This window comes from Mixta sp. BE291 (assembly GCF_031457955.1).
In the GTDB taxonomy this organism is placed as follows: domain Bacteria; phylum Pseudomonadota; class Gammaproteobacteria; order Enterobacterales; family Enterobacteriaceae; genus Mixta.
In genome coordinates, this window is record NZ_JAVDXN010000005.1 from 116,433 (window position 1) to 140,227 (window position 23,795).

Here is a 23,795-nt window from a genome sequence, read left to right on the forward strand (position 1 = left end):
ATGATGACTATAGAAGAAGCCTACAGTTTTATAGCTAACGAGGTGCTGGCATTTGTCGGCACTGAGCCCTGGGATGTCGCTGGGGTTGATATTGAGCTGTTTGACCAAATGAGCAGTAGTCAGGGGTGGCGTGTATACCGGGGCCAGCGTTATCCTGCGTTGAACATACCAAGCTTACCCATTTCTGTCTCAGCGACAAAAGCAGCTATTTGCTTAAGAGATAATCTTGCTAAACAACATAATAAAAATATAACAAATATATATTTCAGTATTTCAGCTGAAGGCGATTTCAAAATAAACTATAAGTATGATGAATGATGTTAATTCTGTTCCTCCCCCGATAACTTCGGGTATAAGTTGCTGGCTTGAGCAGTCCCTGTGCTAACGTCTTGCGGCAATGAAGACAAAGAGCGCAACGGCAGCGCTTAAGAAAAACATTGCGGCCAGCACAAAAGGCAATACCGATGCGCTGGCAATAGCCTCCGACCCAGTGATCACTCCGATTTTCTTCCCGCTCTCAAAAACCAACGCCGCCATCCAGCACTTTTAAGTCTAATGGACGGCGATGGTCCAAATTTGCGCTGATCCCGGATCTGGCCCATGTTATGGGTAGCCCGGCTGCGTTGCATCTGTTGTACGCGTTATAATTTACTATTGGTTTAGTCATATATCAGCTTTTAGTAAATAGCACGGTCATTAAGCGGAATACAAATGATGCTGGATAAAATTTATAACTCAATATTGGAGAGTGCCTTTGGCTTATCTATGGGCACGATGTGGCAACATCTTTCTAATTATATGAAAGATATGAATGAGCCCTATGAGGTCAGAAAGGCGACCTTTTTTACGCTATTAGAGCGGTTAATAAGAGAAGGGCATGCAAAATTAGCCAGTAACGATCTGGTTTTTGAAGGAACAATAAATGAGCAACTTCAAAGGTTCAGCGATGCCTGGCCACCTTATCCTTCTGAAGATGAAATGGACGATATAGATGATATAGGCATGTGGTTTTTAGCCAAAGCGCCCGGCGGCATTGTCTGGATAACGCCAGAAGGACAAGAAATCTGGACTTAAAATCACAGTGGTGCGATCAATGCTGGCTGTAAGTTATAAAATGATGACTGTCGGGAATTTTATCCAGCCAGCATTAATCGCTTTACTCATGCGCGCACAACGCATAGCGAAGAGAGCGAAAATATCGGAATGGGAAACCATGCTGCCAGGCGTCACCACGTTTTACCATAGCCCCAGCGTATAGCGACTCGCATTGCCTTCTTTCTTTATATACGCGTTATTTTGCGCCACTAAAACATATCCGACCTCCCGGCGCGGCACGCCCTGATGCCGCGCAGGCGCCTAAAGATTCGATACAATACGACGATAAACCCCTTTATCAGGTTATTCATTTAAGGCTCTGCGCCGCGCGGCCAGCTGGACCCGGCCGGGACGGGCAGGATGCCTCTACAGGAAGAACGTATGACAACCAGGCAGGTAATCGGCATCGATCTGGGCACCACCAACAGCGCGGTCGCGCTATGGCGTGAAGGGCAATCGCAGCTGATCGCCAACAAATTCGGCAGCGTGCTAACCCCTTCCGTCGTCGGGTTAGATGACGAGGGCAATCTGCTTACCGGTCAACCGGCGCTTGCCCGTCTCAGCACCCATCCTCACCTGACGCAGGCCAGCTTCAAACGCTATATGGGCACCGAAGCGACGCTGACGCTGGGGAATCAAACTTTCCGCGCTGAAGAACTCTCCGCCATTTTATTGCGTCAGCTGAAAGAAGATGCGCAAAGCTGGCTCGGCTATCCCATCGAAGACGCGGTGATTACCGTTCCCGCCTATTTTAATGACGTGCAGCGGCGCGCGGTGAAAACTGCTGGCGAACTGGCGGGCCTTAATGTGCTGCGTCTGTTAAATGAGCCGACGGCGGCCTCGCTGGCGTTCGGGCTGCTGGAAAACCGCGAGCAAAAATACCTGACCTTTGATTTAGGCGGCGGCACCTTCGACGTCTCGGTTATCGATATGTTTGAAGGCGTCGTTGAAGTGCGCGCCAGCAGCGGCGATGTGCAGCTGGGCGGCGATGACTTCAACGAGGCGATCTGCCAGTGGATGCTTAATCAGCAGCCAGGGTTAAAAGCCGCGCTACCGGCGGTCAAGCCCGCTTTGCTGGAGCAGGCCGGTCGGCTGAAGCTCGCCCTGAGTCATGCGCCGGAAGCCAGCGTCGAGCTGTTATGGCAAGCGCAAAGCTGGCGCTGGACGCTGGATGAGGAGCAGCTTGGTCACTGCTGTCAGCCGCTGATCGCTCGCCTGCAGCAGCCGGTTATGCAGGCGCTGCACGATGCGCGCTTCTCGCTACAGGATCTCGATCATGTGTTGCTGGTCGGCGGCGCGACGCGTATGCCGCTGGTGCGTCAGGCGGTTGCGCGCCTGTTCGGTCGCTTTCCCCGTCACGATCTCCATCCCGATGAAGCGGTCGCGCTGGGCGCTGGCGTGCAGGCAGGGATGGTGATGAAGGATGCGGCGGTTGAAGATGTGATTCTCACCGATGTGATGCCGTTTTCGCTTGGTGTGGAAACGGCAAAAGAGATCAACGGCAGCCTGGAGAACGGCTTTTTTCTGCCGCTGATTGAGCGCAATACCTGGCTGCCGGTGAGCAAAAGCAAAACGCTGACCACCGTTGCCGACAACCAAACCTGCGTGCTGTTGAAAATTTATCAGGGAGAAGGGCGGCGGGTAAAAGATAACGTCTACCTCGGCGAGATGAATATTGACGTGCCGCCGCGCAAAGCGGGCGAAGTGTCGCTGGATATCCGTTTTACCTATACGCTGGACGGCCTGTTGGAAGTTCAGAGTCAGCAGATCGACGGGCCAAACAGCGCCCGGCTGCTGATAGAGAAGGTGCCAGGCCAGATGACGGCGGAGCAAATCGAGCAGAGCTTGCAAAAGCTGAACGAGCTCAAGCGCCACCCGCGCGATCGTCAGGAAAACCGCGATCTGCTGCTGCGCGGCTCGCGTCTGTTTGAACGGCTATTGGGGGAAGAGCGCGTCTGGATCGATAACGTCATGAGCGTGTTCGAACAGGCGCTCGACAGCCAGGATGAACGACGTATCGCGGACGTGCGTCAGAAAGTCTGCGAGGCGCTGGACTCTTTTGATGAGGCATTATTCTGATGAACAGCTGGCAAATCCTGGGTATTGAGCCCACCAGCGATGAAGCCCTGATCCGTCGCGCCTATGCACGCCAGTTGAAAACATGCCGCCCTGACAGCGATCCGCAGGGGTATCAGCGGCTGCGCGAGGCGTTTGAATGGGCGAAAAGCAGCGCCAGCGCGCCTCAGTCGGACGAGGCTGACGCGTATCCCGATAGTGACCCGAACGTGGAGATGGCTACGGTACAGCGCGCTGAAGTGGACGCCGCTGGGGCGAAGGGGTATCCCACCATCACCCGCATGCCTGACGCGGAACCCTGTCAGCAGGCCGCTGCGGATTTCCTGCTTTCGCTCGCGCCGATCTACACCCCGGAAGAGATGCAGGCGCTGGCCGCCGGGCTGGTGAAAGAGGGCAATGGAAATCTGGCTGCGCTTGAGTCGCTGCATCAGCGGGTGAGCCGTGAAGGCAATCTGATGCAGCAGCAGCAGTTTCATCGGGATCTGGCTGCCGCATTGGAGGAACAGCCCGGCCTGACAGAGTGGCTGGTGGAAAAAATCAGCGATGCGTTACAGTGGGAGCTGAACCAATACAGCAGCGGCTATCTGGTGCCGGAAGCCTTGCAGGAAGCGCTGTATGCGCAAATTCACGCGACCGAGCGCGAGCGGGCCTGGCATGAGGTGAAAAATGAAGCGCTGCACGGCGATCTCTCCACGCGCCTGGCGCTGAGTCTGCTGTGTGGCGAGCGCGCCGCCGCGCCGTTTTGGATACGTCTGGTGCCGGGGCTGATCGGGAAAATGACGCAACAGGTCAATACGCTTTACGCGACCTTTCCTGAGCTGATCGAGCGGCTTAATCCCGCGATGCTCGCATTCATCAGCGCGCCTCGTTGTGTGGTGAGTTGGCAGGGGCTGTTTCTGCTGGCGTTCTGGAGCGCAGTTTTTCCTCTGGCGATCTCCGGCTTGCCGCCGGGCCTGCCGATCGGGCCGATCGCGTTCGCCATTGTTATCTATTACCTCTACCTTAGCGATCTGATTCTGATGGGGTTACAGCACAGGCCGTCGCTGATGGGAATATTTATCCTGCTGGATTGCCTGATTTCGGTGACGCTGTTAGCGGTGTTGTTTAGCGGCGTGCTGGTGCTGGCTGTTAGTCACAGCGCCGCGAAAGGGGAAGGCTTTTCCGGCATGACCCCGCTGTTTATCGCGCTGATAGAATGGCTTATTCTCTGGTCGGTCTGGTCAAAACAGGTTCCCGGCCTGCGGCGTCCGGGCAAGGCCGTCGCGCGGCTGTTCAGCAGCCCCTGGCGCCTGCTGCAAACGCTGGATTTTAGCGCGGCGAGCTATTGCCTTTTCGCCGTCTATGCCATCTTCTGCTGCCTGTTGTTGGATGCGCTGCTGAATATGGCCGCCCGCTTTTATGGCTAGCGTTGGGATTTAGACGCTATCGGCGTATTTGCATCGCCGTTATAAAAAAGCCCGGCATTACGCCGGGCTTTTGCTTTTTTACTCACATTGCTTTTTTACTCACATTGCTTTTTTATTCACATTGCTTCACGCCTTCACGCTTAACGCGGTTTACGCGCCAGCAGCGTCGCGAAGCGCAGCTTAATGCGATTACCCTGGGCGTCGGTTTTATGCAGCGCGCCGGGGTTCTCGTTGTACTTCAGAATATCCCAGCCGTCGTAGTAGCCCAGCAGCTCGCTGCGGCTAAAGGTAAACGGAAACGGCATCGGGCAGGGATAATCTGGCGTACTCATCGCCGCCACAATCAGATTGTGGCCGCCCGGCGCGGTGGCCTGCTGCATTTGACCAATCAGCCCCGGAATCGTCTCCGGCTGCAAAAACATCATCACCACGGTAGACAGCAGAAAATCGTACTGCTTCTCAATCTTGACCTGATTTAAATCGCACTGCTGCAGGCGAATCCCTTCCAGCTCTTCAGTGGCGATAATCTGCCGCAGGCCGTTCAGGCTGTCGCTGTTTTTATCCCAGCCCTCAACCTCAAATCCTTCCTGGTGCAGATAAAGCACATTACGCCCGTTGCCGCAGCCCAAATCCAGCACACGTCCCGGCGGAATGATTTTCGCCGCTTCCACCACCTCGGAATGCGTTGGCGTCAGCTGATAGCGGTGGTGATAGTAATCCTCCGGCTTGCAGTAAAGCGCCAGCTGACACTCCACGTCCGGGCTGTAACCGATCACGCGGTGCAGCTGTTCCGGCGCCAGGCGCGGCGGCCTGGAATCGGCGGTTAAGGTTAAGGTCTCGGTTATCTCGCCCAGCTCGGTCAGCAGGGCGAGATCCAGCGTGCCCTTATACAGCTTCGGCTGTGCCCAGCATCCCGCCTCGGTACGGTACGGCTGTCGCCATGCAGGCGGCAGGGTCGCACTGTTCCAGCGCGGCAGCGTTTGATAACAAATCAGGTCGGTCATGTTTAGCTCCGTGATTAACGGCTTAACTGTTTCAGCAAGGGAAGCGCCTGCTTCATATGATCTTCACTGACCACGAACGCTTTTAGCTGTCCGGCGGCGTCCAGCCCTTTCGCCACGATGCCTGCTTTACTGAACTGCATCTCCCAGTTCAGCTCCGCATCACCGGCATTGCCGGCCAGGTGCAGCGGCAGATCGGGCGTTTTGATTTTCACCAGCATCGAAGGCAAACTCAGGCTGGCGCTGTTACCGGTCAGGTTTTTTGCCAGCGTCATCGCCGCCAGCTGGGCTGGTTGCAGATAAGGCATCAGCTTGCCCTGAATCTCCGCGCAGTCGCCCAGCGCGAAAATATCGGGATGCGAAGTCGTCAGACGATCGTCAACCACGATGCCGCGACGGGTTTCGAGTCCGGCCTGCTGCGCGAGAACGATATTTGGGCGCAGGCCGATAGCGCATACTGCCGCGTCGCAGGTGATCTGCTGGCCGTTGCTCAGCGTCGCCACCAGCGTATCGTGATGGCGCGCCAGCGAAGCCAGCTCACAGTTGAAGCGCATCTCAACGCCTGATTTCAGCAGACGGTTTTGCAGGCGAGCGCTGATTTCCGGCGGCATCAGCGCAGAGAGCAGGCTGCCGCTGCGGTCCACCAGCGTGACCTGTTTCCCGGCGCGGTTAAGATCCATCGCCAGCTCGGTGCCGATCAGCCCGCCGCCAAGCAGCAATATGCGCTGTGCGCCCTGCAAATCTTCCTCACAACGGCGATATTCCTGCTGGCTGTTCAGGGTATACATCAGCTCATTACCGCTGATGGGCGGCACCAGCGCCTCGGCTCCGGTGGCCAGCACCAGCTTGCCATAAGAGAAGTCGCCCGCCGTGGTCTCAATGCGATGCGCGGCGGCGTCAATGCGCGTGACCCGCGTATGCGGATGCAACATGACGTTGTTTTTCTCTGCGTAGTCAGCGGCGGTGACGCGGGTCAAATCATCGGCCCGCTGTGCCAGAGAGAAAACGTGACTCAACTCTGGCTTATGATATTCGTCACAGCTGTCGGCGGCGATCAGGCGGATAGCCACCTCTTTGTTTTGCTGACGCAGGTTTTTAATCAGCTGTCGGGCGGCAAAGCCCGAACCGATAATAATAATTTCTGATGACATAGTATTAGCCCTCGTACGGGTCAAAAACGTCTTTACCCATGCCGCATTCCGGGCAGAGAAAATCGTCCGGTACGTCAGACCAGGCGGTACCCGGTGCCACATCCTGAGAATCTTCGCCGGTTGCCGGGTCATAGATCCACAGGCAAACGCTGCAAATCATCTTCTGACCTGCGTCGGCCGCGGTGCTGTTGCTGGCGCTTTCCGGTGCGGCGTTCACGGCGACATCCAGCGCGGCGGCAGGTTCAGCGGCTGCTTGCGGCTGTGCTTTTTCCGGCAGCGGAGAGAGCGCCCACTGGCGGGCAATAGCGCGGCCATGTTCGCGGCACAGTTCCAGCGCTTTGCCGTCCGGACGCCATTTTGTTTTCAGGCTCAGGGACATCTCAAAGCCCGCATCCTGTAAACGGGTAGAAAGACGATCCACCGCGCCGCCGCTCCAGCCGTGTGAGCCGAAGGCGCTGGCGCGTTTGTTACGGAAGCGCAGACCGGTTATCTCTTCTACCAGACCGGCGATTTTCGGCATCATCACATTGTTCATAGTGGAAGTGCCCACCAGCACGCCTTTTGAGCGGAAGACGTTGGTCAGCACTTCATTTTTATCGCTGCGTGCGACGTTAAAGATTTTCACCGCTACGCGTGGGTCAACTTCGTTAATGCCCTGAGCAATGGCATTCGCCATCATGCGGGTGTTGTTGGACATGGTGTCGTAGAAGATAGTGATGCGATCTTCCTGATAATCCGCCGCCCATTTCAGGTAAAGCTCAACGATCTGGGTTGGGTTGTCGCGCCATACCACGCCGTGCGAGGTGGCGATCATGCTGACCGGCAGATTAAAGCCCAGGATTTCAGTGATTTTTGGCGTAACCAGGCGGCTGAACGGCGTCAGGATGTTGGCATAGTAGCGCTGGCACTGCTCAAACAGTTCGGTCTGATCCACTTCGTCATTGAACAGATGTTCATCGCAATAGTGTTGACCGAAGGCGTCATTACTGAACAGCACCGCATCTTCCGTCATATAGGTCATCATGCTGTCCGGCCAGTGCAGCATCGGCGTTTCCACGAAAATCAGTTTCTTGCCGTTACCAATATCCAGCGAGTCGCCGGTTTTCACCACGTTGAAGTTCCATTCCGGGTGATGGTGATGACCGTTAATGGAGTCAATGGCGTTTTCGGTGCAGTAAATCGGCGTATTGGGGATATGCGACATCAGCTCGGTTAGCGCACCGGCGTGGTCTTCTTCCGCATGGTTAATAATGATGTAATCGAGCTTGTCCAGATCGATTTCCTGCATCAGGTTGGTGACAAACTCACGGCTGAATTTATGGTCAACGGTATCGATCAGTACGTTTTTCTCTTCTTTGATCAGATAGCTGTTATAGCTGCTGCCGCGCAGCGTTTTATATTCGGTGCCGTGAAAATCACGTACTTCCCAGTCACGTTGGCCTACCCAGGTAATGTTATTTTTAACGTGAATGCTCATTTTAGTTCCTCACCATGTTCATCATAAAAAAGTTTCCTTACTTATTGCATAGCGCGTGCCAACTTTTATTTAATTGATTTTTAAAGATTTTTATTTTAAGGGTTGTTGAAATGACAACAGCGGTTTATTGTGTTTTCGACAATGGCATTGTGGAAACGACAGCATGACTATCTCAGTTGAAGGCCTCGCCGCACTGGCGGTAGAGATCCAGAACGGACTTTCCCGCTCCGATCGCTTTAACCGGATGATCGGTAGCATTCACCATCTGCTGCGGTGCGATGCCACCGCGCTATTACGCTATGAGGCGCAGCATTTTCGCCCGCTGGCGACGGCCGGTTTGGCGCCGGATGTGATGGGACGGCGCTTTAAAATCGAGGCGCACCCGCGTCTGGAAGCCATCGCCCGCGCCGGTGACGTGGTGCGTTTTCCTGCCGACAGCGATTTACCCGATCCCTATGATGGCCTGATTCCCGAACGGCATGAGCTGCATGTTCACGCCTGCGTCGGGCTGCCGCTGTTTTCCGGGCAAGATCTGATCGGCGCGCTGACGCTGGACGGCATGAACGCCAGCCAGTTTGATGATTACAGCGATGAAGAGTTACGCGTAGTGGCGAGCCTGGTCGGCAGCGCGCTGAGCAATGCGCTGCTGTTGGAGCAGCTGGAGCAGCCGGGCAACGCCTTTACGCCTGGCAACCAGCGGCAAAGCGTCAGCGACGGCAACGAAATGATCGGCGAGTCGCTGCCAATGCAGCAGCTGAAAAAAGAGATTACCGTGGTCGCGCCAACCGATCTTAACGTGCTGATCAGCGGTGAAACCGGCGTCGGCAAGGAGCTGGTGGCGCAGGCGCTGCATCGCCAGTCGGCGCGCGCGGCCAGCCCGTTAATTTATCTGAACTGCGCAGCGCTGCCGGAAACGGTGGCGGAAAGCGAGCTGTTCGGGCACGTCAAAGGCGCCTTTACCGGCGCGGTACACGATCGTACCGGCAAATTTGAAATGGCCGATAACGGCACGCTGTTTCTGGATGAAATCGGTGAGTTGTCGCTAACTTTGCAGGCCAAGCTGTTGCGCGTATTGCAATATGGCGATTTGCAGCGCGTCGGTGAAGATCGCCATCTGAAAGTGGATGTACGCATCCTGGCCGCCACTAACCGCGATCTGCGTCAGGCGGTGGCGGAGGGCAGCTTCCGCGCCGATCTCTATCATCGCCTGAGCGTTTTCCCGCTGCAGGTGCCCGCGCTGCGCGAACGCGGCGAAGATATTATTTTGCTGGCCGGTTACTTCTGTGAAAAATGCCGGGTGAAATTTGGTCTGGAGCATATCGCGCTGAGCGCGGCGGCGCGCAGCATGCTCAGTAGCTACGGCTGGCCGGGCAATATCCGCGAGCTGGAGCATGCAATCTATCGCGCTACCATTGTTGCGCAGGCGGATGCCCGCAGCGGCGATATTCTGCTGATGCCACACCATTTTTCACTGGATAACGCGGCGGACGTTCCTGCCGAGGCATTGCCGCAGGCCGAGGCCCTGTCGCCGCAAAGCCTGCAGGACGCCACGCGCGATTTTCAGCGCCAGTATATTTTACAGGCGCTACAGGCCAGCGATAATAACTGGGCCGCCTGCGCCCGACGGCTGGAAATGGATGCGGGCAATTTGCATCGCCTGGCGCGGCGACTGGCGCTGAAGTAACGTTGTTACCCGTATCACATAAAGTAAAAAACATAAGACTTTAATCAGATCCCGCAATTGTTGCTGATTGCCTGGCTCCCTATAACTGAACGTCTGAGCCAGGGAAGGTGCTCCTTTTCAAACGAACAAGGCGGACCAAAATGCGAGCAACCTTATCGGTTAAAGAAAAAGTCAGTTACGGTCTGGGCGATATGGCGAGCCATATCGGCCTGGAAAACGTCATTATTTTCCTTACCTTCTATTATACCGACGTGGTCGGCTTACCGGCGGTGTTTGTCGGCACGCTGTTTCTGCTGGCGCGTGTTGCCGATGCGATCGTCGATCCGGCGATGGGCCTGATCGCCGATCGCACCCATACGCGCTGGGGGAAATTTCGCCCCTGGCTGCTCTGGCTGGCGGTGCCGTTTGGCATTAGCTGTCTGCTGATTTATGCCGTCCCGGCCTCGCTGACGCTGACCGGCAAAATGGTTTACGCCAGCGTCACCTACTGTCTGATGATGCTGCTCTATACCGCCATCAATATTCCCTACTGTTCGATGGGCGCAATCATCACCTCTGACGATTCACAGCGTGTCTCGCTGCAATCCTGGCGCTTTTTCCTCGCCACGCTGGGCGGCGCGATGTCCACGTTTTTAATGATTCCGCTGGCGGAATGGCTGGGCGGCGGCAACAAGCTGGACGGCTATTTCAGCGCGATGGCGGTGATGGCGAGCCTGGCGTCGATAATGTTCCTGCTGTGCTTTTTCAATACGCGTGAGCGCGTCAGCGTAAAAAGCACCCATGAAAATTTCCGCACCGATCTACGCGATCTGCTGCGCAACGATCAATGGCGTATTGTCGCACTGCTGGTGTTCTTTAATATCGCCTTCGGCGTGGTACGTCTTGGAGCGATGATGTATTACGTCACCTGGTATCTCAATGATGCCAGTTTGTTTATGTGGCTGCTGGCGGCGCATATTGTCGGTAAGAGCGTCGGCAGCGGGCTGGCGAAATGGATGACGCGACGCCACAGCAAGCTGACCGCCTTTACTTTCAGCGCCGTAGCCTGCGGTGTGTTAAGCATCGCGATATTTTTCCTGCCGCCAACGCTAACGCTGCTGGTCGGGATGACCTTTATCGTTTCCAGCTTCTATCAGGTTACCACCACGCTGATGTGGGTCATGATGTCCGACGTGGTGGACTACGGCGAATATCGGCAGGGTAAACGCATGGACGGCACTATTTTCTCTACGCTGCTGGCGGTGCTGAAAATGGGTATGGCGGTGAGCGGCGCGATTGTCGGCTGGACGTTGGGCCTGAGCGGCTACGTGGCACAGGCCCCGCAGCAGCAGCCTGCCGCCATTCTGGCCATTATCGCGCTCTTTTCCCTGGTGCCGGGCGCGCTTTCACTGTGTAGCGCGCTGACTATGCGCTGGTATCGGCTGAATGACGAGACGATGCGCCAAATTAACCACCATAAAACCGTGGCGGCGCAGCCCGCTACCGGGCCAAACGCTTTGCAGCCACAGGAGTTGTCATGAGTGAATTACGTGCCGAATCACAGCGTCTTATCTGGCAGTTCGATCGTCAAACGCTGATTATCGAGCCGTGGGGCGAAAATAGCCTGCGGGTGCGTGCCAGCTGTCAGCCTCAGATTGTGGATACCGACTGGGCGCTACTGCCGACCACGCCGCTGCCGGTAGAGATTACGCAGGGCAGTGAAACGCTTAGCCTGCGTAATGGCAATATTACCGCCACGCTGAACCAGCGCGGTCAGCTCGCCTTTTATAACCAGCACGGCGAGCTGTTGCTGGAGGAGTTCTGGCGTCAGCGCACCACGGTCGGCATTGGCGCGACCGAGAAAAGCCAAGATAAATATATCAGCGCGCTAAAGCTGGATGGCCGCGAGTTCCGTCCGATTCCGGGCGGCAAATATCAGCTTACGGTGCGCTTTGAGGCGCGGCGTGACGAGAAAATTTACGGCATGGGGCAGTATCAGCAGGAAGGGCTGGATCTGAAAGGCTGTACGCTGGAGCTGGCGCAGCGTAATTCGCAGGCCAGCGTGCCCTTTATGGTTTCCAGCCTCGGCTATGGGCTGCTGTGGCATAACCCGGCGATTGGCGAAGCTACCTTCGGTAAAAATATCACGCGTTGGCAGGCGCAGGTCACCGATCAGATGGATTACTGGATCACCGCTGGCGATTCACCAGCGCAGATTATGCGGCAGTATGGTCGTGCCGTCGGCACCGCGCCAATGATGCCTGACTTTGCCACCGGTTTCTGGCAGTGCAAATTGCGCTACCGCAGCCAGCAAGAGGTGCTGGAGGTGGCGCGGGAATACCGCCGCTGTCAGCTGCCGCTATCGGTTATCGTCATCGACTTTTTCCACTGGCCGAATCAGGGGGACTGGTGTTTCGACCCGCTCGACTGGCCGGACCCGGCGGCAATGGTTAAAGCGTTAAAAGAGATGGGCATCGAAACCATGGTTTCAGTCTGGCCGACGGTGGATAGCCGTAGCGCCAACTATGCGCGCATGAAATCGCGCGGGCTGTTGGTGAACAGCGATCGCGGCGTATCGGTTAATCTCGATTTCCTCGGCAATACCACCTTTTTTGACGCCACGCATCCGGCGGCACGCGCCTTTGTCTGGCAAGAGGTGCAACGCAACTATTACGACCTCGGCATTCGTACCTTCTGGCTGGATGAGGCGGAGCCGGAATATCGCGCCTACGATTTTGATAACTATCGCTACCACCTTGGGCCGGTGCTGGAAGTGGGGAATATCTATCCGCAAAAGTTTGCGCAGGGCTTTTGGGAAGGACTGCGCCAGCAGGGCGAAAGCGAAATTGTTAACCTGGTGCGCTGCGCCTGGGCTGGCAGCCAGCGCTACGGCGTGCTCGCCTGGTCGGGCGATGTTCACTCCTCGTTTCATGCGCTGCGTAATCAGTTTTCTGCCGGTTTAAATATGGCGATGGCCGGGATCCCCTGGTGGACAACCGATATCGGCGGTTTTCAGGGCGGCAATATCCACGATCCCGCTTTCCATGAGCTACTGATCCGCTGGTTCCAGTGGGCGGTGTTCTGCCCGGTAATGCGCCTGCACGGCTATCGTGAGCCGCAGATCCAGCCGGAAGAGCCGTGGCGTAACGGTATCGCCCAGTGCAACAGCGGCTCGCCGAATGAGGTCTGGAGTTATGGTGAAGAGAATTACGCGCTAATGAAGGATTGCCTGCTGCTGCGTGAGCGCCTGCGCCCTTATATCAATCAGCTGATGCTGGAGGCGCATCAGCAGGGCGATCCGGTGATGCGCCCGCTATTTTACCACTATCCACAGCAGGCGGAGAGCTGGCAGGTAGAGGACCAATATTTGCTGGGGCAGGATCTGCTGGTGGCGCCGGTGCTGCACGCTGGACAGCGTGAACGCCGTCTTTGGCTACCGGCGGGTGACCGCTGGATTAGCCGCAGCGGCACACAGTATCAGGGCGGGCAGTGGCTGACGGTGGCGACGCCGCTTGAGGTTATCCCCGTTCTGGTGCGCGCAGAAGCAGACCCGACGCTGGTGGCAGCGCTGCGCGTCTGATTAACTGTAATCTTTTGCCTGAGGTGTGAAACCTCAGGCAATGAGCTTATTCAGAAACGCGTCCAGCGTTTTACATAAGCATTTTCTTCAGAAACACTTCCCATACCGCCAGGCTTAAGTTCTCTCTCATTTACCCTTTATTATTCAGGTGAAATAGCTACCGTAATAAATGATCTGTTACGCTGGAACAGACGTTGTGCAGTTTTTTCATTATTTTAATAAATATATTTTTGCGTAATAAAATCACGTCCTCAGATTAATGAAGTTATAGCGATATTTATTTTTAGGTGAACTGCTAATAATAACCGCTAAGCTGTCCCGCTAATTTTTTTATTGGGAAAAAGGTGTATATTGATTGCTTGTCGGCATGCGGCTGTTGCCAGGCGGAATTAAAAGGTTGCCATGATGATGTCTGCCTTTTTATTGATGATGTCACGCAGGCAATGTTTTCAGAATACGGACTGATGAAAAAGAAAAAAAGTACGCCAACGCCCCACGACGCCACCTTCCGGCAGTTTCTGACGCAGCCGGCGATTGCGCGGGATTTTATGGAACTGCATTTGCCGCAGGCGTTGCGCGCCATCTGCGATCTCAGCACGCTGAAACTGGAGTCCGGCTCGTTCGTTGAGGACGATCTGCGCCAGTACTTCAGTGACGTGCTTTACAGCTTAAAAACCACCGCGGGCGATGGCTATATTCACGTGCTGATTGAGCATCAGTCGACGCCCGATAAGCATATGGCATTTCGGCTGCTGCGTTATGCCGTGGCCGCGATGCAGCGGCATCTCGAGGCGGGTCATAAAAAGCTGCCGCTGGTGATACCGGTATTGTTTTATATGGGAAAACGCAGGCCGTATCCTTATTCTCTGCGCTGGCTGGAGCAGTTTGATGACCCACAGCGGGCAGAGCAGCTTTATGGCAGCGCGTTTCCGCTGGTTGACGTGACGGTGATATCTGACGACGAGATTATGGCGCATCGCGGTATGGCAGCGCTGACGCTGCTGCAGAAACATATTCATCAGCGCGATATCGCCACCGTAATGGATCGTCTGGCGACGCTGTTAATGGCGGATTATCTTTCTTCACCACAGGTAATGGCGCTGATACACTATCTGGTACAGGCGGGTGAGTCAGCGGATTCTGAAGCCCTGGTTCGCCAACTGGCACAGCGTGTGCCGCAACACGGAGAGGCACTTATGACTATCGCACAACAGCTTGAACAGAAGGGCGTTGAGAAAGGTATCGAGAAAGGTATCCAGATCGGCGAACAGCGCGGCGTTGAGAAAGGTATCGAACTTGGCATTGAAAAGGGCCGTAACCAGGGCAAACTTGAAGTTGCGCGTAGCCTGTTAAAAATGGGCATGTCTCACGCATCCATTCTGGAAGCAACCGGCCTTACGGAACACGAACTGACACAGCTTTGCCACTGAGCCTGCGCTTTTACGCTGAAAAGCAGCAATCAACGGTTTTTCAACGCAAGGCGCAGTCACTGCCGCCAGCGGTTTGGGTGGATCACCTTGGTTTAAAACCATGAGTTCGATGCTCCCGTTTTTAATTTTCTCCACATTAATGAATATATTTACCTGGTAACTATTTCCTCCCTGACAGCAATACGCGCTGCGGCACAATACTCCGCAGCTGTTTTTTTAATTTATTTGTGCATTTAATAATTAATTATGCAGTTAAAAACGGCATGATTTTTTACTGGATGTTTTAATCATAACCGGTAATTTTTTCGGTTAATGTATCTTTTTGATAATCAGGTTATATTAATTGTCGAGCTGTGTTGCTGTTATTAAACGAATACAGCATGCCGCTTACTCATATTTGCATTGTCCAGAAACGGGTTCGATATCGCATAGGCTATTTCCAAAGTACAAACAAATGAAAAAGAAAAACACTACGCCAACGCCCCACGACGCCACCTTCCGGCAGTTTCTGACGCAGCCGGCGATTGCGCGGGATTTTATGGAACTGCATTTGCCGCAGGCGTTGCGCGCCATCTGCGATCCCAGCACGCTGAAACTGGAGTCCGGCTCGTTCGTTGAGGACGATCTGCGCCAGTACTTCAGTGACGTGCTTTACAGCTTAAAAACCACCGCGGGCGATGGCTATATTCACGTGCTGATTGAGCATCAGTCGACGCCCGATAAGCATATGGCATTTCGGCTGCTGCGTTATGCCGTGGCCGCGATGCAGCGGCATCTCGAGGCGGGTCATAAAAAGCTGCCGCTGGTGATACCGGTATTGTTTTATATGGGTAAACGCAGGCCGTATCCTTATTCCCTGCGCTGGCTGGAGCAGTTTGATGACCCGCAGCGGGCAGAGCAGCTCTACGGCAACGCGTTTCCGCTGGTTGACGTGACGGTGATACCTGACGACGAAATTATGAAGCATCGCGGGATGGCAGCGCTGACGCTGTTGCAGAAACATATTCACCAGCGCGATATCGCCACCGTAATGGATCGTCTGGCGACGCTGTTAATGGCGGATTATCTTTCTTCACCACAGGTAATGGCGCTGATACACTATCTGGTACAGGCGGGTGAGTCAGCGGATTCTGAAGCCCTGGTTCGCCAACTGGCACAGCGTGTGCCGCAACACGGAGAGGCACTTATGACTATCGCACAACAGCTTGAACAGAAGGGCGTTGAGAAGGGTATCGAGAAGGGTATCCAGATCGGCGAACAGCGCGGCATTGAAAAAGGCCGTAACCAGGGCAAACTTGAAGTCGCCCGTAGCCTGTTAAAAATGGGCATGTCTCATGCATCCATTCTGGAAGCAACCGGCCTCACAGAACACGAACTGGCGCAGCTTTGCCACTGAACTTTCTATGACCATTGCACAACAGCTTGAACAGAAGGGCGTTGAGAAAGGTATCGAGAAAGGTATTGAAAAAGGTATCCAGATCGGTGAACAGCGCGGCGTTGAGAGAGGTATTGAGCTCGGCATTGAAAAAGGCCGTAACCAGGGCAAGCTTGAAGTCGCCCGTAGCCTGTTAAAAATGGGTATGTCTCACGCATCCATTCTGGAAGCGACCGGCCTTACGGAACACGAACTGACACAGCTTTGCCACTGAGCCTGCGCTTTTGCGCTGAAAAGCAGCAATCAACGGTTTTCCAACGCAAGGCGCAGTCACTGCCGCCAGCGGTTTGCCGTATCTTATTCGCGCTCGATCTGGCACCGCGCCTTACCATCCGGCCTGCCTCAGGCAATCAGCTCTGTCAGAAAATCGCCCAGCGCTTTACGCGGATCATCCTCTTCTGAAACAATCATCTCAATGCCCCATTGCCCAAGCACCTCTTTCGCCACCGGATTATTACGATTAGTAAACAGATAAGAGGTGGGACGGGCGGACGACAGCCCGGTGCGCCCCCACATTTTTGTCAGGCGATAAAACAGCAGGCGAATATTAAAATCACTGATGCTGTAACCGACAAACAGCACGGAATTGCCCATCACGTCATGCGTCAGCTTAATATCCAACGGTGAATCGAAATAAAGCCGTTCAAAATAGCTGCTTTCATCCAGCACAATCGAGGTATCGTCATCAAAATCGCCGTGCAGCTTAATAATATGGCGGCGGCTTTCAGTAAGCGGAACCAGATCGGCGGCATTGGCGACTTTGTAATAGGGGACTTTATGCGCGTCATGCGCCATCTCCAGCCAGCGATCGTAATTGGTGGTATAGATACGTGAGAAATATCCCTGGGTAATCATGGTATGAATTTCAGAGGAGCGCACATCAATATCGGGGCGGTGCCACTCGCGATCCATCCAGCTGCGCAGCGGGCCCAGCGATCCCTTTTTCTGCTTATAATATTCCGCCAGCGACAGGTGCGTGCCGTAAGTATTAAAGATTTTGGGGTCGTAGCCCAGTTCCTGCGCAAGATGGGCAATCAGTTCATGCCACTCCGGCAGCCCTAAATTGCGTGAAACGCCCGCCCCGGCAAAAAGAATTAATTTTCCGGCGTCGTAGGCACGTTTCAGTTCAGGTTTCATGGCAGAGTCCTTGCGGTTTTCAAAAAGGCGGCAAAACGGTCCAGCGCCAGCCGCCGCATCGAAATTTCATGCTTTAGCTCGCCCATCTCGGCGAAAGTTTGCGTATGGCCTTCCGGCACAAAGATGCAGTCCCAGAGAAATTCACGCGAGCCCGCAGGCTCGGCGGTGATCTTGCCGCGAACCTCGCCGGAAAACTGATACATTTTGCGCCCGTCGCAATAGCCCAGCACGGTTTTCGCCGTAGCGTACTGGCTATCCAGCGCCTGCACCAGCGCGGTAAAGCGATCGGCATTCAGCCGATGCCAGAAAATGCGCGTCAGCCCGGCGGGCAGACCGTTCAGGCCGTCGAGATAGAGGCCGGTATGCTCAACAAACAGCGGCCGTCCAATCAGAGAAAAGGCTTTGGTGAGCTTGTCGCGCACCAGCTCTACTTCATTTTCAGTTTGTATTTCCTCAATCCGACAGGCAACCGGAAGTATTTCCACCCCGATAGGCTCAAGGATTTTGCGCACTTCGTCCAGCTTTAGCTCATTGCTGGAAAGAAACCGGATTTTCATTGCTTCACCTGATTCTGTTTCTGCCGGCATGGTTATGATTATGAGCGCCGTGCGGCGCCGACCGGTGTCAACCAGTGTAGACCAGATAGGATGGGCAGGCAGCAGGGAAAAAACAAGCGAAGGCATCGGGCAGGACGCCCGATGCCGGTTGAGTTTAGTAGCGCGTATCCTGCGCTTTCAGCGATCCTGCGCGCTCTTTCACAAATTCAGCCGCGCGCTTGCCAGCCAGGAAAGCGTGGTCGGAATTGTAGTATTCCCATTCGCTATAACGGCCCGACAGCAAAATATCCTGTTGCAGCAGCCAGTCGCGGATCAGCGCAATACTCGCTTTACGCGCATGATCGTACACAACATAGGCGTAAGGAATATCTACCTGATTGGCGGTAAGAATCGGGTCATCGGCGTTGATCATGCCAACGGCAATGCACTCCTGAATGCAGCGCTGGATTAGCGCATTGCCTTCGGCGGGCAGAGGTTTATCAGGGGAATAGCTAATCTCAAAGGTTAAGCCGCAGCCCCCCGGCGGATTACAGTGCGGGCTGGCGTTACCCTGCACAAAAATGCGGTGGAACAGCGTATCGCCGGGATAGTAGATCCAATGCTTCTCGGTAAGGTCAGCGCGCCCGACGCCGATATTGACGCAGCGAATAGAAACATGGCGCAGTTTTGCCACCGCTTCATGAATTTCCGGCGGCGCTTCATCGCCAATCATCGCAATCAGCTGCGGCAGCGGCATAGTGCTGATGAGCTGATCGTAGCGATAGCGCCGCCCATCCGTCAGCACGGCGATATGCTGCTCAGGATGCAGCTCGGCCAGCGTGCTGTTGGTCTCCAGATCGCAGGTCAAATGGGGCAAGAAGCCGTGCATCAGCGCCTGAAAACCGCCTTTCAGCGGATAGCCAAAGCGCGCGTTAGGCCCCATCGGTTTTTCCAGCGGCGCCAGCGCGCCCTCAATAATTTGCGCCAGATCCGGCAGCGGCACGCGTCCGCCCAGCCAGGAGGTCTCCATTTCCGTAAGCGGCAGCGCCCAAAGTTTGCGGTTATAGGGCAGGGCAAAATGTTTCGCAATGCCCCGGCCCCAGGTGCGGAAAATGAACTGCTCGAAGTTTTCCGGCTGCGTTTGTTTTTCCAGCCCGGCATACACATCGCCATCCGGCACCGTGCCATCGGCGCAGCAGTCATGACGCTTCACGACCGGTGGTGCGTCGTTTGACGCCTCCGCCGCTTCGCCGCTAACACCATAACGCGCCTCGATTGCGCCAAGAATACACTCTTTAATCACCTCGGCAGGCAGACCGTGCAGCGAACCCTGGAACGGATAGCGGGTATAGATGCCATCGTTATAAACCCACGCTTCGCGCATCTGCCAGTGCAGGTTATCGCCCAGCAGCATTTCATACATTTTCAGCACGTAAGGATCCTGCGAAAACATAATATGACCCGCGTAATCGAAGGTGAAACCCTTATCGTTAATCGAACGACACCAGCCGCCCGGCGTGGCATTTTTTTCCAGTACCACCGCCCCTTTCCCATAGTGATAACCTGCGCTCAGGCCGGTTGGCCCGGCACCAATTACCAGACAGGGGATAACGGATTGCTGCTCGGCGGCCGGTTTCAGACGGCGGGTAATCTGCTGAACTTCATCGGCGATAACCGGCGGGGCGCTTTCCGGCACCGGCATGCGCGTTTTCGCCGCGCCTTGTTTCATCAGTGCAAGCATCTGTTCCGCTGCCGCATCCCAGGATGTCGCGGCCACCACTGCCTGCATGCGCTGCGCCAGCTGTTCACGCTCTGCTGCATCCAGGGTTAGCGCGCGTTCACAGGCGTGAACAAACTCCTCAGGTCGATAGGCGATAGCCACCAGTTCAGCGTAATGTCGTGCGACATCGGTAATCGCGGTGCTGACGATCGGCAGCTGCGCCGCCATATACTCCAGCACTTTGGTCGGGCTGATAAACTGCGTGGAGGGATTCAGGGCAAACGGCATCAGGCACACATCCCAACCGGCCAGGAACTGCGGCAGTGCCTCATACGGCTGCTGCCCCAGCCAGTGAATATTGGCGCGCTGCGGCAGCGTCGCCGGATCGATTTTCACTACCGGTCCCACCATCACGATTTGCCATTCCGGATGCGTATCGGCCAGCGCGGCCACCAGCGTCAGATCGAGACGTTCATCAATCACGCCGTAATAGCCAAGACGCGGGCGCGGCAGCGCCTGCTGCTGCGGATGCCCGTTGCTGCGATCCAGCGCCTGTTCAAAATGTACCGCGTCCACGCTGCTGGGGAAGCAGTAGATAGCGTGATGCTTGTTCTTTTTCGCTTCGTACAGGCTGGAGCCGCCGGTAAACACCAGATCGGCGCGCGTCATCAGCGCCGATTCACGCTGCTGCAGCTGACGCGGCGCCAGGTTAAAGGCGGAAAGCTCATCCATACAGTCATAGATCACCAGCGACGGGGTAAAGGGCGTCAGCAGCGGCAGCGCCATCGGCGTATAGAACCAGACGATCGGCTGCTCTTGTTCATCCACCAGCGCCGTTAGCAACAGCTGCAGCGTGGCGATTTGGTCGTCATGAAAGCCAGGGGCGGAGATCGGCGTATGCGGCTGAATAACGGTGACGTTAGGGGCGGGATGAGAATAATGCAGCGTCGGCGACCCCGGATCGTAAATCGGCTCTTCAATAAACAGCACGCGATAGTGCTGCGCCAGACGAGAGAGCAAATGCTGCGGACGTTGAAAAACAAATCCCCAACGCAAATGGCTAAAAACAATCAAAGTTTTTTGCTGCATATCCTTCTCCTTATTCTCCGCTGCCGGAGCGATAAACGACTGAAAGTTCAGTAACGTACGTTGCGCCTGGCGTAGTGCCGCAGCGTAAGGTGGGTTGATGACACGACGGAAAGGATCAGGGCCGTCGCGGTCGAGATCCCACAGCCCGCTATGCGGCCAGGCCAGCATGTCATGCCATGCTGGCCGGTCGATAATGGGGTAAAGAGAGACGCCGCACAGCTCTGCGCCGCTGAGCTGCGCCTGGGCGATATGCGCGGTCACCTCTGCAATCCAGGCACCGCGTCCGCTGCCGACATGGCTGGTCTCAGAGAGCAACAGCGGGCGTTGGTAACGCTGATGCAGCTCGCTCAGCATTTGATGCAGCGGCTTACGCCGCCGATCGCCCAGATGCCAGGCCAGCCGGTGCATCGACGGGATTTCCCACTGGTTGTCGTGGTAGTAATTGGCGCCGACCAGATCGAGATAGCGTTCTGCGCCGCCCAGCTCCGGCGCCAGGCGGCCGCTGAGCATATCCCACGCCTGAAACTGCGCATTGCTCATCGCCTGTGCCATTTGCTGTGCTTCTGGCGTATCTTCCGCTGAAACCAGATGAATAATGGGATCGCAGTGCAGGATCCGCGCGCGACTATCGACCTGCCAGATCGCGTCGCAGCCCGCCAGCGTGGCCTTTACCAGCTGACGTTTACAGGCGTCGGCGGGATCCGGTCCCGGCAGGTTAGCGCAGGGGAATAGCCCCACGGCAAGGCCCCAACTCAGGAACGAGATCTCATTAATCGGCGAATAGACCGGAGGTTGCGTCGAATAGGACGCGAGGAAGCGCGCTGCGGCGGCGCAAAAGGCGGCAAAGCGGGGAATAAAATCATCAGAGAACAGCGCCAGATCTTCCGGCCAGCCATAGTGGCAGAGCGTCCAGCAAATTTGAATATCATGCTCTTGTGCCGCCTCAATACGCGAAATTAGCGAGGAAAAGTCATATTCGCCGTCACGTTCTATTAGTCGCCAGCCGACGCTTTCGCGCACGCTTTTAATATCAAAAGCTTTTAACGCCGCATAATCTTCCTTTACCCGCGTCTGATGAGCATTAGTGAGATTCATCGCTAACCGGGTGCCATGCGGGTTAATATGATCCGCGCCCTCGTAGCCTGCCTGCCAGAATGAGGCAAAAGGTGTCATCATTATTTCTCCTGCAGCCTTGCCAGAATAAAAACTGACAGCCGCATCCGCTGAAACAAAAACAACGGCAAATGCCGTGTAAACATTGCAGGCCATTCGGAACGCATGACCGGTGGGCAGATCGTATTCGCTGTGTTAAGCAAGGATAGGCGCGGGGGAGCCCTGTAAAATGGTCAAAAAAGAGAAATAAATTACCAGGCGCGGTTACGCTTGTTTATATTGATTTTATTAAATAATTTCGCAAGGGGAGCGGTTAGCCTAAGTATAGGTAACCCTGCTTGCTGCGCAAGAAATGTGCGCATAACCCAATTAAGTTAGGAATTTCCTTACTGTCAGGCTGTTGCAAGTATAAATTTTACTGATGTTTTTAGTTAAATAAGCGCGACGGCAACAGCACCGCATAACTTATTAATAAAAGTGATTAACCAACTGAACAGGGGCATTTTAAAAAAATGTATTGCCTGGTTCCCAGTAATTATTGGGTGTGCCAGCGCTTTAGCAGACTAAATAAAATAAGCGCTTCGGTTATAGATAAATAAATTGGCAAGGAGAGATTATTTTTCAAAAAAACGTTAAGCCGCCCGTGCAGGCAGGTAAAACACGTTTAAGAAAATAGCAGGATAGCATTACGCCATTTTATCATTCAAATTTTATGAACGAAATAAGCAAAAGCTTCCGCTTTTTAACTTAGCGTTCTCCGCCTATGATTTATCACAACGAGGCGTAGAGCCTCATCCTGTCAAAATCAGACGAGGCTTACCGCTATGAAATCTATCAAAACTTTTGCTGCAATTATCATGCTTTCCACCGTTTCTTTTGGCAGCTTTGCCGCAAGCGTTACCGCAACAGCGCTGACGCTGGACGCCGCTGAGGCGAAAATCGCCGCTCAGGCGCAACAGCAGGGTGCGACTTATAAAATCACCGAGGCCAATTTTAATAACGGCGTGCATATGACCGCTGAGCTGGTGAAATAACCACGTAGCGATAAAGAAACGCTAAGCGTCCGGGCCAATGCGCCGGGGATCGCCGCAGAGTAAAACGCCTGCGCCGCATAAGGCGCAAGCAATCCAGCCAGCACTGCCATCGGCAGGGAGAAAGCCATGAAAATTATGCGTGCCAACCCAACACAGCTGTTTGCCTGGGGCCCTTTTACTATTCGACGCATCCGCCCCGGTGAGATCGATCCTGCCGCCAGCGACCGCGCTTTTGGGCCGCTTGCCGTCATCGACCATATGCAAATCGAGAACGGCTCGCAGATTGCCATGCATCAGCACGTTAATGATGAAATTCTGCATTACATCTGGCGCGGCTCAATGGTGCATGAAAATCAGCAGGGCGAAAGAACCCCGCTGTCGGCGAAAAAACTGATGCTGATGAATGCCGGGCGCGGCGTATGGCATCAGGAATCCACGCCGCTGGTGAATGCCGAGATGTTGCAGGTGGTTATCCGCCCCGATGAGGCAGATCAAGAAGGGCGCGTACAGTTTATGGTGCGGCCTGACGGCATCAGCGTCGGAGAGTGGACGCTGCTGGCTGGGCCGAATAGTGACGCGCCGCTGGCGCTGCGGCAAAACCTGTTCGTTTATGATATTCAACTGCTGGCGCAAAGCACCACCGAGGTGCCTTATCGCCCTGGCATGGCGCAGTGGCTTTATGTCGCGGAAGGGGAAATTACGCTGGGCGGCGAGCAGCTGGAAAAAGGCGATGCGGTCAGCGCCAGTCAGCCTTTACCGCCGCTGAACGCCAGCCGTGACGCCATCCTGGTCTGTTTTCAGGTGGATTTAGCCGCTAAAGCGACGCGCGTCGGGCATATCAGCGGACAATAA

Annotated in this window: 18 protein-coding genes; 12 read left to right on the plus strand and 6 right to left on the minus strand. The window is 55.0% G+C overall.

All coding sequences use genetic code 11. The features are described from left to right. The 4 genes from J2X14_RS13080 (at position 1) to J2X14_RS13095 (ending at position 4,577) form a co-directional block, all read left to right on the plus strand. Positions 1 to 318 (plus strand): hypothetical protein, encoded by a 318-nt coding sequence (locus J2X14_RS13080; RefSeq protein ID WP_352411636.1) that lies wholly within the window; start codon positions 1 to 3, stop codon positions 316 to 318. Positions 319 to 711: 393 nt separating this feature from the next. After that, positions 712 to 1,074: a DUF596 domain-containing protein gene (locus J2X14_RS13085; RefSeq protein ID WP_352411637.1), complete on the plus strand. Its 363-nt coding sequence runs from the start codon at positions 712 to 714 to the stop codon at positions 1,072 to 1,074. Between the two features lie 402 nt (positions 1,075 to 1,476). Next, positions 1,477 to 3,174 (plus strand): Hsp70 family protein, encoded by a 1,698-nt coding sequence (locus J2X14_RS13090; protein ID WP_352411638.1) that lies wholly within the window; start codon positions 1,477 to 1,479, stop codon positions 3,172 to 3,174. Next, positions 3,174 to 4,577, plus strand: coding sequence for a hypothetical protein (locus J2X14_RS13095; RefSeq protein ID WP_352411639.1), 1,404 nt, complete (start codon positions 3,174 to 3,176; stop codon positions 4,575 to 4,577). The genes J2X14_RS13090 and J2X14_RS13095 overlap by 1 nt, the downstream gene beginning before the upstream one ends. Positions 4,578 to 4,717: 140 nt before the next feature. Here the strand turns inward: J2X14_RS13095 and tehB are convergent, their stop codons facing one another. From tehB to norV, 3 genes are read right to left on the minus strand one after another with little or no spacing between them, the layout of a single operon-like run. After that, a complete protein-coding gene (tehB, locus tag J2X14_RS13100) occupies positions 4,718 to 5,581 on the minus strand; it encodes an SAM-dependent methyltransferase TehB (RefSeq protein ID WP_352411640.1) in 864 nt (287 codons plus the stop codon). Positions 5,582 to 5,595: 14 nt separating this feature from the next. After that, entirely contained in the window at positions 5,596 to 6,729 is a 1,134-nt protein-coding gene (gene norW, locus J2X14_RS13105; RefSeq protein ID WP_352411641.1) for an NADH:flavorubredoxin reductase NorW, read from the minus strand. A gap of 4 nt (positions 6,730 to 6,733) precedes the next feature. Next, the gene (norV, locus tag J2X14_RS13110) at positions 6,734 to 8,206 is read right to left on the minus strand and encodes an anaerobic nitric oxide reductase flavorubredoxin (protein ID WP_352411642.1); all 1,473 of its coding nucleotides are present in this window, start codon (positions 8,204 to 8,206) and stop codon (positions 6,734 to 6,736) included. Between the two features lie 163 nt (positions 8,207 to 8,369). Here norV and norR point away from each other — a divergent pair, with 163 nt between their 5' ends. The 6 genes from norR (at position 8,370) to J2X14_RS13140 (ending at position 16,528) form a co-directional block, all read left to right on the plus strand. Beyond that, on the plus strand, positions 8,370 to 9,890 hold the full coding sequence (gene norR, locus J2X14_RS13115; RefSeq protein ID WP_352411643.1) for a nitric oxide reductase transcriptional regulator NorR: 1,521 nt from the start codon (positions 8,370 to 8,372) through the stop codon (positions 9,888 to 9,890). A gap of 140 nt (positions 9,891 to 10,030) precedes the next feature. Then, entirely contained in the window at positions 10,031 to 11,410 is a 1,380-nt protein-coding gene (locus tag J2X14_RS13120) for a glycoside-pentoside-hexuronide (GPH):cation symporter (RefSeq protein WP_352411644.1), read from the plus strand. Continuing rightward, on the plus strand, positions 11,407 to 13,449 hold the full coding sequence (locus tag J2X14_RS13125) for a glycoside hydrolase family 31 protein (protein ID WP_352411645.1): 2,043 nt from the start codon (positions 11,407 to 11,409) through the stop codon (positions 13,447 to 13,449). The genes J2X14_RS13120 and J2X14_RS13125 overlap by 4 nt, the downstream gene beginning before the upstream one ends. A gap of 464 nt (positions 13,450 to 13,913) precedes the next feature. Then, complete coding sequence (locus tag J2X14_RS13130) at positions 13,914 to 14,879, plus strand: Rpn family recombination-promoting nuclease/putative transposase (protein WP_352411646.1); 966 nt, start codon at positions 13,914 to 13,916, stop codon at positions 14,877 to 14,879. Positions 14,880 to 15,333: 454 nt separating this feature from the next. Further along, positions 15,334 to 16,275 (plus strand): Rpn family recombination-promoting nuclease/putative transposase, encoded by a 942-nt coding sequence (locus J2X14_RS13135; protein WP_352411647.1) that lies wholly within the window; start codon positions 15,334 to 15,336, stop codon positions 16,273 to 16,275. A gap of 7 nt (positions 16,276 to 16,282) precedes the next feature. Then, a complete protein-coding gene (locus tag J2X14_RS13140) occupies positions 16,283 to 16,528 on the plus strand; it encodes an Rpn/YhgA-type helix-turn-helix domain-containing protein (RefSeq protein ID WP_502890008.1) in 246 nt (81 codons plus the stop codon). Positions 16,529 to 16,656: 128 nt separating this feature from the next. Here the strand turns inward: J2X14_RS13140 and J2X14_RS13145 are convergent, their stop codons facing one another. The 3 genes from J2X14_RS13145 to J2X14_RS13155 form a co-directional block, all read right to left on the minus strand. Continuing rightward, positions 16,657 to 17,451, minus strand: a complete 795-nt coding sequence (locus J2X14_RS13145) for an SIR2 family protein (protein WP_352411648.1) — start codon at positions 17,449 to 17,451, stop codon at positions 16,657 to 16,659. Continuing rightward, positions 17,448 to 18,008, minus strand: coding sequence for a non-canonical purine NTP pyrophosphatase (locus J2X14_RS13150; protein WP_352411649.1), 561 nt, complete (start codon positions 18,006 to 18,008; stop codon positions 17,448 to 17,450). The genes J2X14_RS13145 and J2X14_RS13150 overlap by 4 nt, the downstream gene beginning before the upstream one ends. Before the next feature lie 154 nt (positions 18,009 to 18,162). After that, entirely contained in the window at positions 18,163 to 21,969 is a 3,807-nt protein-coding gene (locus J2X14_RS13155; protein ID WP_352411881.1) for an NAD(P)-binding protein, read from the minus strand. 764 nt (positions 21,970 to 22,733) lie between these two features. Here J2X14_RS13155 and J2X14_RS13160 point away from each other — a divergent pair. Both J2X14_RS13160 and J2X14_RS13165 read left to right on the plus strand, forming a co-directional pair. Next, positions 22,734 to 22,943, plus strand: a complete 210-nt coding sequence (locus J2X14_RS13160; protein ID WP_352411650.1) for a YdgH/BhsA/McbA-like domain containing protein — start codon at positions 22,734 to 22,736, stop codon at positions 22,941 to 22,943. 126 nt (positions 22,944 to 23,069) lie between these two features. Next, positions 23,070 to 23,795, plus strand: a complete 726-nt coding sequence (locus J2X14_RS13165) for a pirin family protein (RefSeq protein ID WP_352411651.1) — start codon at positions 23,070 to 23,072, stop codon at positions 23,793 to 23,795.